This is a genomic window from Gracilibacillus phocaeensis (genome assembly GCF_900626275.1).
GTDB lineage: Bacteria > Bacillota > Bacilli > Bacillales > Amphibacillaceae > Gracilibacillus > Gracilibacillus timonensis.
On record NZ_LR131144.1, the window covers coordinates 1462258 to 1480214 of the forward strand.

Sequence of the window (17957 nt, forward strand, 5' to 3'; positions counted from 1 at the left end):
TCCATTATATTTTAATCAAGAGAGCAAATCAATGAGAAGTTATTTAATTCAACTTATATAGACGTAAAGTATTCCCTAGTGGAAGTCAGCCAGCATAGACGAGTAAGAAGTTCGTGGGCTAAGCCTGTGACGTCCAGTCACAACTCCTGTGCAGCGAAGCACGTGCGGAAGATTCACTTTAACATGTGAAATGGTGATTTATCAAAAACGGGTTTCCTTATGTGCAAAAGAAACCCGTATCCATCATTAATTCCACTCTTTCAGTCGTGCTACCATTTTTTTGATATGCTTGACCAGCTTTCCTTCTGTTTCTTGTTGCTTTTGCCATTCATTATAACTAGCAATAGCAATGAATAATAGGCCAACGATCAACAAGTAACCCCACCAAGGCATATTCCCCCAATAAGGTCTGGTCTGATAGATTACATTAAACAATAAGGTTCCCAGACCCACGAAAAAGTAAGACTTGATCTGATATTTCATCCCTGCTAAGAACGAAATGACAGAAAGTGTACCAATAATAAAGGCATCCCAAATCGTACTGCTTTGTATCGCATCATATACAAGGTAAACCGTAATAAAGACAAGTATGATCGTCTGTACATGCGAGACAATCTGCTGATACTGACGCCATGTTTTTATAGAGAGCAACAAACTGAGTACGAGTATGGGAAATACCCTCAGTTCCGCATGCCATAATGGATCAATCCATCGCAAGTACTCATTCAAAATAAGGTAATAAGCAGGTAACAACGATAAAGCAGCTAAGCTAAAAAAGACTTTTGGCGCCAATTTCCCTTCTAGCCGTTTGATTTGCAAATACAACCAACTGGAAAGCAACAAATACGGTATAATTTCTAGCCAAACATTAGTAAAGTCCATCGATAACGCCAAGGCGAAACCTGTATAAAGTAAGGCACCCACTGCATACCAATCGACGGTAAGCTGTCGATCGGATGCTGCTGCATATAATTGCATAAACAGATACCTGCCTGCCACTATTAACAGCAAAAACATCAACAAGCTGACTAGCAATAAATGACCTGATTCTATGATAACCTGCTGTTCACTCCACATCCATAGCGAGGTAAGAAGGGGCAGCAAAAGCAAAGCGTACCACTTTCGTACATGGATAAAAAACAATGTCAAAATGATAAAACCAATCAAAAATCCGAGACGCATAATAGAATCAATCGGCAAAAATGTAATAGCCAACAGCAATTGCAAATTGGCCATAGGAATCCAGTACCATTCCATCCGGCGCTTCCAGATTATTGGGACAAAGAACCAAATGATACTAATGAACACCAGCGTACCCAACCAGATATAACCAGCAGGGATATATGCCGTCCAGTCATAGTAACTAGCATGCTCATTGATCATCCAAGAGCCAATCAGCATAGCGGCATATAATTGCAGTTTGATTTGCCACTCTTTTATCTTGGTTAATGTGCTATAAAGATAGATCATAACCGGTATAACCAAAATCACGGGATGCAGTTGATTGGAAAAGAGGCTGCCGATCAGTACATGCCCCAGCACAATCAGCTGAAAAAGATGGGCCAACCAAAAGAAATACGGTTGTAACGCCTTTTCGTACGATCCAGCCACTCGATCAATCACCAGTAATAACACAGGTGCAAAAACGATAAACCACACAAAGCTGCGGTAAGATTCCCATGGGAACAAACTATAAATGGATAAATAACAGGCCAAGGTTAATAAGGCAACCAGCCCCCATAATATCGTTTGTTTAGAACGGCGAACGAGCCATACCGCTAAACCAATACCAATGAAAATAAAGCTGGTCCGTAAACCATCCATATGATTTACATCATTTACTGCCAGCAGTAGCAAAGCGAGATAATAGCTGACTTGACCTACATAAAATGCCGTATGCGCCCATCTGTCCTTTTCCTGCTTATCCCATAACTTGCAAACAGCAAGCAGCAATAAGGACGATGCACCCATGTGATATGGCATATCTACATACAGCTGATATCCTGAAACATGGTCGGTCATCATGGGATAAAAAAACAAGAACGCCAATAACCAGCTAACAGCATGGGCCCATTCCGCTATTTGACGTTCGATTGCCTTCTTAGAGGAAGAAACAAATAAAGCAACCCCGCCAAATAAGGCTAACAATACAGCTAATGTCGTATAGTTTGTCATCATATATTCAAGCAAGATTGTTAGTAACATCACCATTAGAGATAAATAATAGGTACTTGTTTGTATCGCTTGTAAAAAAGAATAGCGTTGATTCCCGCCAACGAAAAAAAATAAACAAACGGCATACACGAAGATAAACAACGACTGAGCAACCGCAAAATAAGGCTCGATGGCAACATTCCAAAGCTGTAGACCGAACGTAAATAAAAAGATCGGAGCCAACCAACGAAAAATCTGGCGTTCTGAAATATGAGCCAAATAGCTATAAGTGGCGGCAATCACCAAATAGGCCGCTAATAATATCCATGAGTCCGAATTCCCGCGGACGATTATTCCTTGAAAGCTGATATAAATAAAGGCAAAGATCGTAATAACACCGCTTGTATAATAGAAAATCTTTTGACTGATGTGATCCTTGCGCATCATATAGGCAAAAAGCAGATAGCCAATACCTAGCGAAGCATAGATCAGCAAATCGGCGGCATAAAGCCAAGAGTGCTCGGTGAATTGATATACACTATAAGCAAACAAAGCAATAAACACAAATTGATAAGCCCTGGTTTGGTAAACGAATACCATAGCCATGTACAGGAAGGCTGTTAATAAGACGTTGAAACTGTAAAAAATAGCTTGATCAAATACGATCAACATCAATAACGTCGAAATGATTAGATTTAGTTGGGCAAATGCAGGCAGTTCTTTTAAAAACAGTACCATTTTCATTTGTTTCTGACGATGAAAACGATGGTAAACCAGTAACAGGGCAGCATTATACAGCATAATAAATAAATAAAAAAGATCTATGGGTAGCCTTAGTGCCGCAAAGGAAAAACCTATCACAAAGGATAAAAAGATAAAGGTAATCCAGATAAACAATTTTGATTTGGTGACCAGGGCATTCCTTACATACAACGGTAAAGGGATTAAGGTACAAAGCAGCCCCAGGAGATATCTTCCCTCTCCTGTTAAAGTTAAGTAGTCACCGAATAAACCAAAATAACCTATAGCAAGAATTGTAATTGGTAATAATAGGCTTCCTAATGTTAAAAAGGCAAACGCTGTCTTTTTGATATGTAGAAAACGACTGCACAATCCGCTTAGTGCCAAGAAGAATAATGATACACCAAGCAATGTCATCACCTTTAGCAGCGCACCCATCTGTTCCCAAGTACTCGTTGCCACTACTAATCCGCTTATTAATAAGAACATCACGCCAAGGATAAGCAGCCAGGTAATATTCCGTTCTCTTAACTGTTCCTTTGTTTTTTTCGGTTTAGCTGGTTTGCTAGGTTTTACAGGCTGATGGTTCGCCATGTCAGAAGTTGACGATACCGCGTTCATTTCTGTTTCGCCAGGAGACTCTTGTTCTTTTTCCTCCATATGTACCTTACGCTGTCGTAAATCAGACTGTTCTTTTAATTGCAAACAATACTGGCGATAGCCTTGCTTAAAACGTGTGTATTCTTGTTCGGTAAGATACCCATGCTCCCATAATGCTTTGATTTCTTGTTGCACTATTTTCTCTTTAGCTGCTCTTGATAGGTTATCCAATGTCTTCACCTCACTTCTAATTAATTGTCGTAAAGAAACAGCCTTACTTTGTTATGGTTATTCTATCATTTTCCATTACCATTTGCATTACCTGCCATCCACTATCTTTTCGTGCAATGCGACCTCTCTATACATCGTGTGCCTTTTCATGATTCTTCACCAAAAAAACGAACCATCAAAACAGACTGTATGGTTCGCTCTGTCATATTCCATGATTTATTTTTTATAACAGACAAAAAAGATACGATGACCATCTTCTGGCTGTTCAGCCGGTTGTGTTTCAAAGTCTCCATATACCTGAACATGATGCCAGCCTGTCTGCTTTAACATCTCAAGATAAGCCTGGACTGGGAATGTCCGCTGCTGATGTTGTTCATCAAAACGTTCATATTTAGCCGTTTGTTCCTCTTGCAAAAAGAAGGTGAGATCATGTATCAGGCTGTTTGGCTCTGAACCTTGATCACATAACCACACATACGTAATATCATCATAGATTTCCGCAAAGGTTTGTCCTGCCATATTTTCTTGAAAATGGCTCACACTGTGGACATCGAAGATAAAGATACCATCTTCTTTTAAACTATGGTACACATTGGTAAACATCTGGAGAATATCGTGTTCTGTCACCAAATAATTGACCACATCACAAAGACTGACAGCTATATCAAAGTCAGTTAACCCTTCAAGAGCACGCAAATCCTGATGGATATATTCTACCCCTTCTGTATTTGCTTGTGCATAGGCCAGCATATCCTCCGAGTAATCTACCCCTGTTACTAGATACCCTGCTGCCGTAAACTGACTGCTCAGTTTACCAGTCCCGCAGCCTAAATCAAGCAATCTGCCTGTTGTAGGAGCAAAGTGTTGAACAAACTCCTGCCATGCTTGATACGGGGCATCCTCCATTAATATATCATAGATATAGGCCAATTTTGTATAGACCATCTTACCGCTTCACTTCGAGCTTTGGGGCATCTCCCCATAATTTCTCTAGATTATAATAATTTCGTTCATCTCGATGAAAAATATGACAAACCACGTCACCAAGGTCTACTAACACCCAACGAGCTTGATCAAAACCTTCCATTCGTTTGACGAGAATCTCCTGTTCTTCAGCAGCATCTTTTACTGCGCGTGCAATAGCTTGTACCTGACGCTCATTACTCCCTTCACAGATTAGGAAATAATCGGAGATTAAGGATACCTCCTGCATATCCATCACAACGATATCCTCTGCTCGTTTATCATCACATGCCTTGGCAATCAAATCAGCTAATTCTTTACTATGCATTCATGTTCCTCCCTAGTTTTTCGTTATACAATTGAAACGTATCTGGATAAACTGGCTGGTTTTTACTCATCAAAAATCGAATCGTGTTTCGAGCCGCCATCCAGCACGCCTTATCGATATCTTCATACACCACTTGTCGTACTTCCTCAACTCCTGGAAAAGAGCGACCAGGCTCAATATAGTCAGCAATGTATATTACTTTATCCATCAGATTCATATGACGTTTACCGGTGGTATGCCAATAAATAGCACTTTGAATCTCTGGATCATCCACACCAAGTTCCCGCTCAATCATTTTTGATCCAACAGGTCCATGCCATAGTTCTTCGTTGTATTCCAATAAATCATGTGGCAGTTTCTCCATAATAATCCACCGCTTCATTTCTTCCGGATCACGATATTTCGCATAATCATGCAAAATAGCTGCTAATTCCACTTTAGTTACATCCAAGCGATAATGCCTTGCTAACTGGACAGCCGTTTCCGTTACTCTTACCGTATGCTCATACCGTTTGGTTGTTAATTGCTGCTTCACCGTTTCGAATGCTTTGTCTTTTTGCATGTCTCTCACCTAATTTCTCTTACATTGTTCTATCCATGATTTTATCATGAAGAGGCTCTCCTCTATTTTATGAATATAATTGTCTTTTATTAATATACGCAATCACTTCTGGCGGCGTTAAATAACGAATCGATCGATTTTCCTTCACCCGTTTACGAATCATTGTTGAGGAAATATCGATTAACGGCATCTGCACTTCTTTCACTGGGTAAGGTGTCTCCAGCGTGTGACCAGGCCGATTGACACCTACAAAGGTGACTAGTTGCAATAACAAATCAATATCACTCCACTTAGGCAGATATTCTACCATATCCCCACCGATAATAAAATAGAAGGCATTATCAGGGAACATTTCCGTTAATGCACGAACCGTGTTCAAGGTATACGAGACTGTCTCTTGCTCTACTTCGATTGGATCTACTAAAAAAGCTGGATGACCTTTAATTGCTTCACTGGTCATCTCCAGTCGATCCAATGCCGTTGTTTTAGCCTCGGCCTTATGTGGCGGCTGAAAGGATGGTATAAACCATACTTCATCCAATTCTAACTGTTGATATGCCTGTTCTGCCATTAATAAGTGTCCGTAATGCGGCGGATCAAACGTCCCGCCAAATAGTCCAATTCGTCTCAAACCTGACACCTACTTTATGGTAATGTAATTTGTTTATGTTCCGTTGATTCTTTGTACAGTACAATGGTATTACCAATGATTTGTACCACTTGCGCGTCCGCTCCCTCGGCAAGCGCTTCTGCCACATCTTCTTTATCTTCCATGCAGTTTTGCAGTATAGATACCTTTATTAATTCACGTTTCTCTAGTGCCTCACCAATTTGTTTGATCATGTTTGGGTTCACACCATCTTTGCCTACTTGAAAAATAGCCTGTATACGGTGGGACTTAGCACGTAAAAAACGCTTTTGTTTTCCTGTTAATTGCAAATTATTCACCTCTTAGTTTCTTTTCTAACTGGTCGACCAAATGCGATACTTCCAGATATTTCCCTGTCCATTTCTCAAATGCAAGCTGTCCTTGATATAGCAGCATAGCATGCCCATGATGAATTTTCGCCCCCCTGCTTTTGGCGTCTGCTAACAACTGTGTCATGATGGGCTGGTAGACAATATCACTCACTACTGCATTTACTCTCAGATTATCTAATGCAATAATTTGTCTCTCCACTTCTGGTTTCATCCCTACTGAGGTAGTCTGAATGATCAGGTCATAATCGTTTAACTGTGCCTCTGCTTCTTGAAAATGAATGACACTGGTAGACACATCACCTATTCTTAGGTCAAGTAATGCCTCTGCCCTTTCCGGCGAACGATTGGCAATATCCATTCTGGCTACTTGTTTTTGCATCAACGCTCGATAAATCCCACGCGCTGCGCCGCCAGCACCTAATACTAATACCGATGTATTGGAATGAAGGAGACCGGGAAAGGCCTCCTCTAACGAACGGACATACCCTTCCCCATCTGTGCTGTAACCTTTCCATTTACCATTGCTATGAACCACCGTGTTAACAGCACCTAATAAAGCGGCATCCGTGTCCATTTCATCTAAATAATCGATAATGACTTGTTTATAAGGAACCGTAATATTAAAACCATCTATCTCTTCAATCCTAAGCTTTTCAATGACTTGTGGCAAGGCATGTTGATCCCCTTCATATAATTTATATTCCCCATCTATCTGCGCTAAATCTAAAAAATGCTGATGAATCCATGGTGATAAGGAATGTCCAATCGGATTTCCTATCAATCCTAATTTATAACCCATTTATTCTCTCCTCTCCCAACACCGTTAAATCAAGGCTGGACGCAATGTGATTTGATTACCCTTGGGAACATGAACGGTGACGGTTATTCCACCTTCTGTTACCGTTAGCCAGCCAAGTCCCGGGATCACAATGTCTGTTTTTTCTCTAGGAATTTTAATGGTCTGTGCCACTAACGGCGGCAGTTGTTCTAATGTTGCTGGACTAGGCGGCTGCAACAATTCCCCAATATGCTTTTCATAAAAGGTATCTGCTTGCTCTAGTTTCGTCCGATGAATCATTAACTGATTTGAAAAATAACAAACGAATGACTGCTTCATTCCCTTTTCGATATCAAATCGGGCAAAACCGCCAAAAAATAGCGTTTGTTTGTCCTGTAATTGATAAATTCTTGGCTTAATCTCTTTTTTCGGATGGATGAGCTTTAAATCTTTATCCGTTACATAATGAACTAATTGGGAGCGATTGACCACTCCGGGAGTGTCATATAAATAACTAGTATCATCCAACGGTATTTGAATAAACCCTAACGTAGTCCCTGGAAAATAAGAAGTCGTAATCGCGTCTTTTACACCACTGGAACGATGAATTAACTGATTGATAAACGTGGATTTCCCTACATTCGTACAGCCAACAACATAGACATCTTTATGCTTACGATGCTTGTCCAGCTCTTGTTCCACTTTTTCAAAACCAATACCTTTGGTGGCTGACACCAAAAAAACATCTTGTACCTTTAAACCATAGTCACTGGCTGTCTTTTTCATCCAATGAATCAGTTTATTATGGTTCGTTGATTTCGGTAAAAGATCCAGTTTATTTCCTATTAAAACTATCGGGTTATTGCCTACTAATCGTTTCAACCCCGAGATAAAACTACCATCAAAATCAAATATGTCAACAATTTTCACTACCAAACTGTTTGTATCACTAATCTGTTGAATCATACGTAAATAATCGTCATCAGTATATTCTACATCCTGTACTTCATTGTAATGAGTCAGGCGGAAACAACGTTGGCAGATAACCTGTTGATTGGCTAATGCTGCCTTTGGGACATAGCCTGCCTTTGTTTTGTCTTCCGTTTGAATGACAGCCCCACATCCTTCACAATAGATCGTTTCCTCTACTCTTCCTCCCATGAAATCATGCCCTTCCTTCTCATCCATGCTAGCACCCTTCTTTCCATCATTCTATTGATCCGGGTAATCTTGCCATCTGTCTCTACGATTGGCACTACTAAAACCGTATAAAAACCGGCACGATTCCCGCCCAGTATGTCGGTTAGCAGTTGATCACCCACTACAACTATCTCTTCTTTTTTTAGTTCCATCTGCGTTGCTGCACGTTTAAATGCTCTAGTCAGCGGCTTTCTGGCACTGTAAACAAAAGGGGCCTCTAAGGGCTCGGAAAAGATACTAACCCGTTCTTGATCGTTGTTGGAGATAATTGTTACTTTTATATCGTTCTCTTTCATTTGTTGAAACCATTCGATGATCTCAGGAGTTGCGTCCTTTACATTCCATGCCACGAGTGTATTATCTAAGTCCGTGATCACACCTTTGATGCCTTTTTCTCGTAAACGATCAGGTGTGATATCTAACACGCGCGGAACATGCTCATTTGGTAAAAAGTTTTTAAGCAAATTTGTCCACCTCAACTATCCAATTACATACCTTTGTCTATCATAAACAATTTTCTGCATTTATTCAAAGGAAACTGAAGAATTTTTATAAAAATCAAGCTGGCGTATTTACGTTTTTTGTTGATAGAGTAGTCGCATTCCGTTGCTTTATTCAACGACTAGCCTTTTACTTCACATAACTCGCCTTATCGATGTTTTGTTAACATTCGCAAGGGATTTTATTTTCCATAAATTTGCCGATAACACCAAGCCAAACTAGGATGTTCCTCATGAAGAACAAAGATAGAACCAAGAATCGTGCGACAATTTACTACAAAACACGACATGTGGATAACTTTATTCACACTATCCACACTGACAACGATTGACTTCTCCCTTTATTCCACAAACGTTATACACAAGTTATGAACAACCCCATGTAGATAACTGTTCTGTTGTTGTTTTTTACGTTTCATGCTACATTTACTAATGACATGGGAAGGACAACCTATTTATGGGAGGGAAAACAATGGACAAATTATCAGATGAACTACTCATTGAATCCTATAAAAAAGCAAATGAACTATGCTTAAGCCATGAATTTATCCAGTTAATAGAAGAAGAAATGAACAAGCGCTCCTTGATGGATTATATCCAATTCGCCAAACAGATATAGATAATACGACACTTAGTCACCAAGACTGAGTGTTTTTTGTTTAAGTAAAAAAAAAACTAGCGGGTTGTGCCCGGGTTTTTTTCATGAGAAAGGAAAGCCTAGTCCTTAAACAATGTACCGATATGGAGTGGCTATACGGTAAAAAAACAAGTTACCATACTATCCGCTTAGTCTTAACCAACTATTATAAAGCCTCTCCACAATCATCACGAGAAGACAATAGAATAATTTTCCTCAACCATTTATCACCCTCTCACTATTAAAAATTTTTTTCGTTTATTTATAAATAGGTAGTTTCTCGTTATAATGGATAAATATCTTGTCATAATAATGCTCTACCCTTGTGTTTCGTAATAATTTTAGATTAAAATATAAGAGGATGTTCAAAAAAATATTCCATCATGAAATGAGCATATACACAAGGAGGAGCAATGATAGATGTTATTTGCAGTTTTTTTGCCGGTATTACTGGCGATTTTTATCCCTTTCTTTAGTAAATGGAAAGAAAAGATACATACAGGCTACTTTGTCCTGTTAGCACCACTAGCTGTATTCCTTTATTTCATTCCACACATCGGTAATGATTTTTCTCCTATCCAGCAATCATATAATTGGATTCCATCATTACATATCGATCTTTCTTTTTATTTGGATGGTCTTAGTTTATTATTTGTGCTGTTAATCAGTGGAATTGGAACACTAGTAACATTATATTCCATTTTTTATTTGGATACTTCTGAGCGATTAGGCCAGTTCTATGTCTACCTCTTATTATTTATGACAGCCATGTTTGGTGTCGTCTTATCTGATAATGTATTTGTTCTTTATTCATTTTGGGAATTGACCTCGATTTCTTCCTTTTTACTAATTGGTTATTGGAACTTTAAAGAACGTTCTCGATACGGTGCACTAAAGTCAATGCTAATTACTGTTTTTGGCGGTCTCAGTATGCTTGGTGGTTTCATCTTACTTACTTTGGAAACAGGGACTACCAGTATCCAAGGCATGATTAGCCAAGCTGATCTTATCTTATCCAGTGATTATTTTGGATTGATTTTAGCACTTATTTTGTTAGGTGCCTTTACCAAATCGGCACAGTTTCCTTTCCATATCTGGCTTCCAGACGCTATGGAAGCTCCGACACCAGTAAGTGCTTATCTGCACTCCGCAACCATGGTGAAAGCTGGGATTTTTCTTGTTGCACGTTTTACTCCCATTTTCTCGGGGAATGAATGGTTCTTTATTTTGGTGAGCGGTATTGGAATTGTCACGCTTATTTGGGGCTCGTATATGGCGGTAAGGCAAACTGATTTAAAAGGTATTTTAGCCTTTTCCACCATCAGTCAATTAGGTATGATCATGTCCATGTTGGGATTCGGTACAAGCGTAGCTATTTACGCAGCCGTCTTCCATATTCTTAATCACGCTACCTTTAAAGGAAGCCTGTTTATGATAGCTGGTATTGTTGACCATGAGACAGGCACTCGTGATATTAGAAAACTTGGCGGGTTATTCACACTAATGCCCATTTCGGCCACACTTGCCTTCTTTGGCACGTTTTCCATGGCTGGGGTACCTTTACCATTTCTCAATGGATTCTATAGTAAAGAAATGTTCTTCGATGCTTCACTAGCGATTGAAACCAGCTCGCAAATTGCTGGTACACTTGCTACTGCCATTCCTTATTTGGCGGTATTTGGCAGTATTTTTACCTTTGTTTATTCCATGTATCTGGTATTTGGGACTTTCATGGGCAAACAACAACTGGATGAATTACCCAAAAAACCGCATGAAGCACCCATTGGCATGTTGATTTCGCCAATTATTTTGGTGATCGGTGTGGTTACGATTGGTTTATTCCCTAATCTTGTCAATAGCTCCTTCTTGGCACATACGGCCGAAGCGATTTATGGCAGTCCGGTAGAGAAACATGTACAATTCTGGCATGGGTTTATCCCACCACTTTATATGTCGTTAATCGTGGTTGCGGTAGGAGCCGTTCTTGCCTTGACCATTCGTTATTGGAACAAGATATATACCATCTTACCTGGTAAATTAAGCCTTAATAAGTGTTATGATTTTCTCGTTGATCAGTCAGAAAAGACATCTGCTAAAATCACCAATACTTATATGAACGGTTCCTTGCGTAGTTATATGTCCTACATTTTGGTAGCGATATTGGCAGTCAGCATCACCGTCATGTGGTTGACAGATGGCTTTGCGTTGGATACATCTGATCTTGCTGTGATAACGATTGAAGAAATGGTGATTGCCATTGCAATGGCAGTAGCGGCCATTGCAACAATTTTTACTAGAAGCAAGCTGGCAGCGATTCTTATACTTGGTGTTGTTGGCTACAGCTTAGCCTTGCTATTTGTGATTTACCGGGCTCCTGACTTAGCCTTGACACAGCTTGTCATCGAAACGATCACGGTTGCCTTGTTTCTGCTTTGTTTCTATCACTTACCTAACCTGCGTCAACGAACAGAGAAAATTTCAGAGAAAACGACTAATCTCATCATTTCGATAGCCTTTGGCGGATTAATGACCTTAGTTGCCATTTCTGCTCATAGCACCAAGCTGTTTGACAAAATTTCGGACTACTTCTTAGAAGTTTCCCATGACATTGGCGGTGGCGATAATGTCGTAAACGTGATTCTTGTCGATATGCGTGGTATTGATACATTATTCGAAATCGTCGTGCTAGGTATTGCAGCGTTCGCTATTTATGGTTTAATTAAATTGCGAAAGAAAAAGGAGGCAGAATAGATGGAAATTGTAATGTCGATTCTTGCCGGTATTCTTTTTACAACAGGGATCTATAACTTATTACAAAAACAGATGCTGCGTATTGTAATTGGTACAGCACTAATCTCACATGGGGCTCACTTATTTATTTTAACAATGGGGCAATTAAAAACAGGAGCACCCCCTGTTTTGGAAGATGGAATTTCCAACTACACAGACCCATTACCGCAAGCTTTGATTTTAACATCTATTGTCATTAGCTTCGGTGTAACGAGCTTACTGTTAGTACTTGCATATCGAACATCGAAGGTAAATGGAACAGATAATATGGATAAATTAAGGGGTAACGAAGATGATGAGTAATTTAGCAGTATTACCAATTGTCATACCACTGATTGCTGGTGTGATTGTGGCGCTCTTTCCGAAAAAAAGAAAAGCAGCACGGATTTTCTCGCAAATACTTACCATAATCAGCACCCTTGTTGCTGCATGGGTATTATACTATGTGCAGCAGAATGGGACGGTTATATTAGAAGCCGGCAATTGGTCGGCACCTTATGGTATTGTACTTGTGGCTGATCTATTATCGATGACCTTAGTGCTAACAACCAATATCATCGCACTAGCCTGTGTCTTTTATGCACCTAAGTCGTTAAGTGAAAAACAGGAAGCATTTTATTTTTACACCTTCTATTTTTTATTGATTAGTGGTGTGTCAGGTGCGTTTATAACAGGAGATTTATTTAACCTGTTTGTATTCTTTGAGGTATTACTGATGGCCTCTTATGGATTAATTGTATTAGGCGGCGAACGCATTCAACTACGAGAATCGATGAAATATGTGTTGATTAACTTATTCTCGTCGATGTTGTTTGTGACCACGATTGCTTTCTTGTATTCCGTTGTAGGAACCGTGAATATGGCTCAAATTGCCGAGCGTATTGGAGAAGTGGAACAAACGGGCATTCTTACAACGATTGGAATTCTATTGTTTTTTGTCTTTGGGACCAAAGCAGCCTTATTCCCGCTATATTATTGGCTGCCCAAACCATATATCACACCAAACCCTGTTGTATCGGCCTTATTTGGCGCTTTGTTAACAAAGGTAGGTATCTATTCTTTATTACGTGTCTTCTCATTAATTTTTGTGCATAATCGTGATATCACACATGAGTTTTTTGTTTGGGTAGCGGCACTAACCTTGATATTTGGAGCGATAGGGGCATTATCAACCAATAATATTAAAATGGTGATTGCTTACAACATTATCCCTGCTGTTGGATTCATGCTGTTAGGAATCGGCGTATATAACGCTACAGGTTTTACAGGAACCATTTATTATTTAGTGAACGATATGTTTATTAAAGCAGCGTTATTCCTATTGGCTGGTGCGATTGCCTACCTCGTTGGAACGAGTGATTTACGAAAAATGCGAGGGCTCTTGCATCAGTATCCTTTATTAGGCTGGATGTTCTTTATCGCTGCTCTCGTATTGGCTGGTATCCCACCTTTCAGTGGATTTATCGGTAAGTTGGTCCTATTACAAGGGGCTATCGAAGCAGATCATATTGTGGTTGCCATTATCGGTCTTGGCTCCAGCTTGCTTATCTTATTATCGGTTATCCGTATTTTTGTTCGAGGTTTCTGGGGAGAGAAAGATGAAACGATTATTGCCGATAAAAAAGCTGCTCGAGGATTTGCTTGGCCAATTGCCTTCTTATTATTCTTCACCGTACTCTTAGGGGTTGGAGCAGAATGGTTCTATCCAAGTATCGAATCGATCGGTGACTACTTAATGAATCCTGATGAATATATTCAATCTGTGTTAAAGGAGTAAATTATTATGCCACTGCAAATAATCTTAAATATAATCATTGCGGTTATGTGGATGTTTTTAAGTGAAAGCTATACGTTCCCTTCTCTTTTGACAGGGTTTATCATCGGAGCACTATTATTGTTTATGTTGCGACGATTTATACCAGCTAATTTCTATTTGTATCGCGTATGGAAAATAATTAAGTTATTGCTCCTTTTTGTCAAAGAGTTACTTATATCCAATATTGACATTGTAAAATGGGTGTATAAACCAAAACAAACATACTATCCTGGTATCTTTGCTTATCCCACGGAATTGAAGAGTTCTTGGGAAATTCTGCTCTTAACGTCGTTGATTTCTTTAACGCCGGGTACATTATCCGTTGCCGTATCAGATAACAATAAGATCATCTACATTCATGCAATGGATATCGAATCAGATGAAACATCGATTAAGGAAATCAAGGAGACTTTTGAGAAGGCTATTATGGAGGTGACACGATGAGTGATCTGATCCAAATCGTCGCAATTATCTGCATGATTGTGATTACCATTTCTATTACCTTGTTAATGTTTCGTGTCGTTAAAGGTCCAAGCAATCCGGATCGTGCCGTTGCCTTAGATGCCATCGGTATTAACCTAATGGGAATGGTTGGGTTGAGTGCCATTCTCTTAGTGACCACCCGTTTAAATGACGTCATCCTCTTGGTTGGAATTTTACTGTTTATCGGAACCATTGCCTTAGCAAAATATATTGAAAAGGGTGTTATCATTGACCGGGACAACGATTGAAACCATCATTGATATTTTCGTGATTATCTTGCTGCTATTTGGTACGTTTTTCTTGCTGTCAGCTTCCATTGGTGTACTGCGTTTTCCTGATGTGTACACTCGGTTACACGCCTCCACGAAAGCTGCTACCTTAGGGATTGCTAGTGTGATGATTGGTGCTTTCATTTTCTTACATGCAGAGTATAACATCGTAAGCGGGAAATTGATCTTGGGCATCATCTTTATATTATTGACTGCCCCAGTTTCTGCTCATATGATTGGCCGAGCAGCCCATACGGCTGGCATCAAACCATGGTCACCAGACGGCCATACCAAAGACGCTTATGCCGATAATCAAGATAAAACGTCGTGACTAGTTCACGGCGTTTTTTTTATACACTAGAAATCACTATAATAGGAATTTGATTGAACTTTGAACGAATTAGACTACCTATAAGTTGGATTATGTTAGTAGATTATTTTTCTGATTGGTGCGTTTGATCGTATTATCTGTGCGAAGCAAGCGCTGCGGGAATATGGTGCGCTTCGATGCATAGGACATGCATGTGCAGTCGTGGCGATTGTCGTCGTGATCTTAGCCTGCGAACCTTCATGGCCGGCTTCAGCTAACTAAAAAGAAGAGCACTTTTTAGTGGATTTTCAGCTCGTCCTGCGATGCACAGGACGTTACGGTTTTACCTTGTAAACCATTTTCGAGTCTTCGCATATTCCCTCCGCTAGAAAATGATTCAACAATGGTTATCACTGCAAGGATAATGGATTCTATGCCCTTTAAAACATTAAATATCCATCATCGTATAACTTTTATAATGAAAGTATCAGGAAAACTCAGAAATAGCCATGCAAAAATTATCTCATCTCTCATCAGTAGAAAAAAGATAACTTATTGAATTATGCCTGTGACAAAACCGATTATGATGATGAGATTTTCGTTCCTTAGCTTCAGCAAAAATCAAGCATACAAACGGCTCTGATGTCGATCATCACCATGCTATTTCTTGCTAAAAGTGTGGAATCACTCCCTAGCAGAAGCCAACCACGTAGACAAAATGAGTAGTTCGCAGGCTAAACCAACCTTTGACATCCAGTCACACCCCTACACTTGCAAGTCTCGTGGCATGAGCGGAAGATCCACTTGGAAAAGTGCTCTTCTTTTGCCAGTTAACTAAAGCCATGCCTAGGTATGAGAAATACGATGAAGGTGTCCTTTACCTAAATCGCTTGTTGACTTATGCTCTGTGGGTAAAAGTGAAGGGCTTGGTTGGACCTTTGAGCTGCACTATTCATATCTCAAAGTGGTCCCTAGTCAGATTTACATAATCCAACTTATCGGCAGTTTTTTTACTTTGTTTTATTTGCAAGAAAGGACCGGGCAAATTTCAACCCGTTTCATATGTCCTCCTATTATTTTTCGATTGGTCTAACACACTTATAGAAAAACAGCTTGGACGTATGACACGTTGGACAACGGTACTGCATAGGATGGGATATAGGCAAATACCTAGTTTGATATCGCAGGAGGTGCTGTATTGTCCATTCTACTTGGTTTGTTAGCCTTATGTAAGGAGGCCCTATTCTTTGTTGCTTACGTAAAGCAAAACACCTTTCCTCAACCACTCCCACCTGAAGAAGAAAAACAAATGATCCAGCGATTGCATGCAGGCGATGAACAGGCGCGAAACAAACTAATCGAACATAACTTAAGGCTGGTTGCCCACATCGTAAAAAAATTCGAAAACACGCAAGAAGAGCCAGAGGATCTCATTTCCATTGGCACCATCGGATTAATTAAAGGGATAGAGAGCTATTCCAGTGGAAAGGGAACAAAATTGGCTACTTATGCCGCCAGATGTATTGAGAACGAGATTCTCATGTACTTACGCGCCACAAAGAAGACGAAAAAAGACATCTCGCTACAAGATCCAATCGGGCAAGATAAGGAAGGAAATCAAATTAGCTTAATTGATATTCTCGAGGCAGATAACGAAGATGTGACAGAGACGATTCAGTTACACATGGAATTAAAAAAAATTCAGAAATACCTGCGCGTGTTGGATAAGCGGGAAAAGGAGGTGCTGATTGCCAGATTTGGCTTGGCAAATACCGATGAACTAACACAGAGAGAGATAGCCTCTAAACTAAAAATCTCACGCAGTTATGTTTCTCGTATTGAAAAACGAGCCTTAATGAAGGTCTTTCATGAATATTATCGAAACGAACTAAAATAGCTGTCGTTCACTCGACAGCTATTCTTCTATATTTTGTACTACATGTATAATTAAGTTTGCTGCATTCTCTGCTGCCTTTTGCAGGAATTCATCAAAAGAAACCGACGAATCTTTTCCGGCAATATCTGATAAGGCACGTATCACCACAAATGGTCTACTGTATTGATAACATACTTGCGCAATTGCGGCAGCTTCCATTTCTGCAGCAATCAGATCGGGAAACGCTTGTCTTACTGCATTGACTCGATCTGCCTCTTGCATAAAGGCATCGCCCGTACTAATCAAACCTTTCATAGCTTGGACATTTTCTAATTGTTTTACGGCTAGCATCGCCTTTTCAATCAGCACTGGATCTGCCTTAAACATGGCAGGGAGCCCAGGCACTTGACCATATTGATAATCAAAGGCCGTGACATCCACATCATGATGAACCACGTCTGTCGATATCACAATATCACCAACTTCTAACCCCTCATGAAAACCTCCTGCTGAACCAGTATTAATCACGATACTTGGACCAAATCTTTCAAATAAGATCGTAGTGGCAATCGCCGCATTTACCTTGCCAATACCGGACTTTAACACGACCACTTCTTTACCGCCTAACATACCAACAAAGAATTCACTATTTGCAGCCTGAACGGTTTCTTTTACTTCCATACGATCTTTTAATAAAGCGACTTCCTCATCCATCGCCCCAATAATACCTATCATTCT

The 17957-nt window shown here is 39.8% G+C and carries 18 protein-coding genes; 8 read left to right on the top strand and 10 right to left on the bottom strand.

Features of this window, described 5'->3' with window-relative positions; genetic code table 11:
* Positions 1-246 precede the first annotated feature (246 nt).
* The 9 genes from E0E32_RS14760 to E0E32_RS14800 all read right to left on the bottom strand — a co-directional run bounded on the left by E0E32_RS14760 (position 247) and on the right by E0E32_RS14800 (position 9002).
* Positions 247-3735 (bottom strand): hypothetical protein, encoded by a 3489-nt coding sequence (locus E0E32_RS14760; RefSeq protein WP_165445040.1) that lies wholly within the window; start codon positions 3733-3735, stop codon positions 247-249.
* A 207-nt stretch (positions 3736-3942) separates the two neighbouring features.
* Positions 3943-4671: a class I SAM-dependent DNA methyltransferase gene (locus E0E32_RS14765; protein WP_066194222.1), complete on the bottom strand. Its 729-nt coding sequence runs from the start codon at positions 4669-4671 to the stop codon at positions 3943-3945.
* A 1-nt stretch (position 4672) separates the two neighbouring features.
* Positions 4673-5017, bottom strand: a complete 345-nt coding sequence (gene rsfS / locus E0E32_RS14770) for a ribosome silencing factor (RefSeq protein ID WP_066194226.1) — start codon at positions 5015-5017, stop codon at positions 4673-4675.
* Positions 5010-5579, bottom strand: a complete 570-nt coding sequence (gene yqeK / locus E0E32_RS14775) for a bis(5'-nucleosyl)-tetraphosphatase (symmetrical) YqeK (RefSeq protein WP_066194229.1) — start codon at positions 5577-5579, stop codon at positions 5010-5012. Before yqeK ends, rsfS begins: the two co-directional genes overlap by 8 nt.
* A 67-nt stretch (positions 5580-5646) precedes the next feature.
* A complete protein-coding gene (locus tag E0E32_RS14780) occupies positions 5647-6210 on the bottom strand; it encodes a nicotinate-nucleotide adenylyltransferase (protein WP_066194232.1) in 564 nt (187 codons plus the stop codon).
* 14 nt (positions 6211-6224) lie between these two features.
* Positions 6225-6518 carry a ribosome assembly RNA-binding protein YhbY gene (yhbY, locus tag E0E32_RS14785; RefSeq protein ID WP_066194235.1) on the bottom strand — a complete coding sequence of 98 codons (294 nt, stop codon included), beginning with the start codon at positions 6516-6518 and terminating at the stop codon, positions 6225-6227.
* A 1-nt stretch (position 6519) separates the two neighbouring features.
* The gene (aroE, locus tag E0E32_RS14790; protein ID WP_066194238.1) at positions 6520-7359 is read right to left on the bottom strand and encodes a shikimate dehydrogenase; all 840 of its coding nucleotides are present in this window, start codon (positions 7357-7359) and stop codon (positions 6520-6522) included.
* A 24-nt stretch (positions 7360-7383) separates the two neighbouring features.
* Positions 7384-8526, bottom strand: coding sequence for a ribosome biogenesis GTPase YqeH (gene yqeH / locus E0E32_RS14795; RefSeq protein WP_235817549.1), 1143 nt, complete (start codon positions 8524-8526; stop codon positions 7384-7386).
* A complete protein-coding gene (locus E0E32_RS14800; protein ID WP_066194242.1) occupies positions 8484-9002 on the bottom strand; it encodes a YqeG family HAD IIIA-type phosphatase in 519 nt (172 codons plus the stop codon). The genes yqeH and E0E32_RS14800 overlap by 43 nt, the downstream gene beginning before the upstream one ends.
* Positions 9003-9510: 508 nt before the next feature.
* Between E0E32_RS14800 and E0E32_RS14805 the strand changes: the two genes are divergently transcribed.
* The 8 genes from E0E32_RS14805 to sigK all read left to right on the top strand — a co-directional run bounded on the left by E0E32_RS14805 (position 9511) and on the right by sigK (position 17240).
* Complete coding sequence (locus tag E0E32_RS14805) at positions 9511-9657, top strand: sporulation histidine kinase inhibitor Sda (RefSeq protein WP_066194245.1); 147 nt, start codon at positions 9511-9513, stop codon at positions 9655-9657.
* 438 nt (positions 9658-10095) lie between these two features.
* Positions 10096-12426 (top strand): Na+/H+ antiporter subunit A, encoded by a 2331-nt coding sequence (locus E0E32_RS14810; protein WP_066194249.1) that lies wholly within the window; start codon positions 10096-10098, stop codon positions 12424-12426.
* Positions 12427-12768, top strand: coding sequence for a Na(+)/H(+) antiporter subunit C (locus E0E32_RS14815; protein ID WP_066194251.1), 342 nt, complete (start codon positions 12427-12429; stop codon positions 12766-12768).
* A complete protein-coding gene (locus E0E32_RS14820) occupies positions 12761-14242 on the top strand; it encodes a Na+/H+ antiporter subunit D (protein ID WP_207302289.1) in 1482 nt (493 codons plus the stop codon). The genes E0E32_RS14815 and E0E32_RS14820 overlap by 8 nt, the downstream gene beginning before the upstream one ends.
* 6 nt (positions 14243-14248) lie before the next feature.
* Positions 14249-14725 (top strand): Na+/H+ antiporter subunit E, encoded by a 477-nt coding sequence (locus E0E32_RS14825; protein ID WP_066194257.1) that lies wholly within the window; start codon positions 14249-14251, stop codon positions 14723-14725.
* A complete protein-coding gene (locus E0E32_RS14830; RefSeq protein WP_130860063.1) occupies positions 14722-15012 on the top strand; it encodes a Na(+)/H(+) antiporter subunit F1 in 291 nt (96 codons plus the stop codon). Before E0E32_RS14825 ends, E0E32_RS14830 begins: the two co-directional genes overlap by 4 nt.
* The gene (mnhG, locus tag E0E32_RS14835) at positions 14993-15364 is read left to right on the top strand and encodes a monovalent cation/H(+) antiporter subunit G (RefSeq protein WP_066194264.1); all 372 of its coding nucleotides are present in this window, start codon (positions 14993-14995) and stop codon (positions 15362-15364) included. Before E0E32_RS14830 ends, mnhG begins: the two co-directional genes overlap by 20 nt.
* Positions 15365-16541: 1177 nt before the next feature.
* Entirely contained in the window at positions 16542-17240 is a 699-nt protein-coding gene (gene sigK / locus E0E32_RS14840; RefSeq protein ID WP_066194267.1) for an RNA polymerase sporulation sigma factor SigK, read from the top strand.
* Positions 17241-17258: 18 nt separating this feature from the next.
* Here sigK and mtnN read toward each other — a convergent pair whose 3' ends face one another.
* Positions 17259-17954 (bottom strand): 5'-methylthioadenosine/S-adenosylhomocysteine nucleosidase, encoded by a 696-nt coding sequence (gene mtnN / locus E0E32_RS14845; RefSeq protein ID WP_066194271.1) that lies wholly within the window; start codon positions 17952-17954, stop codon positions 17259-17261.
* Between the last annotated feature and the right edge of the window lie 3 nt (positions 17955-17957).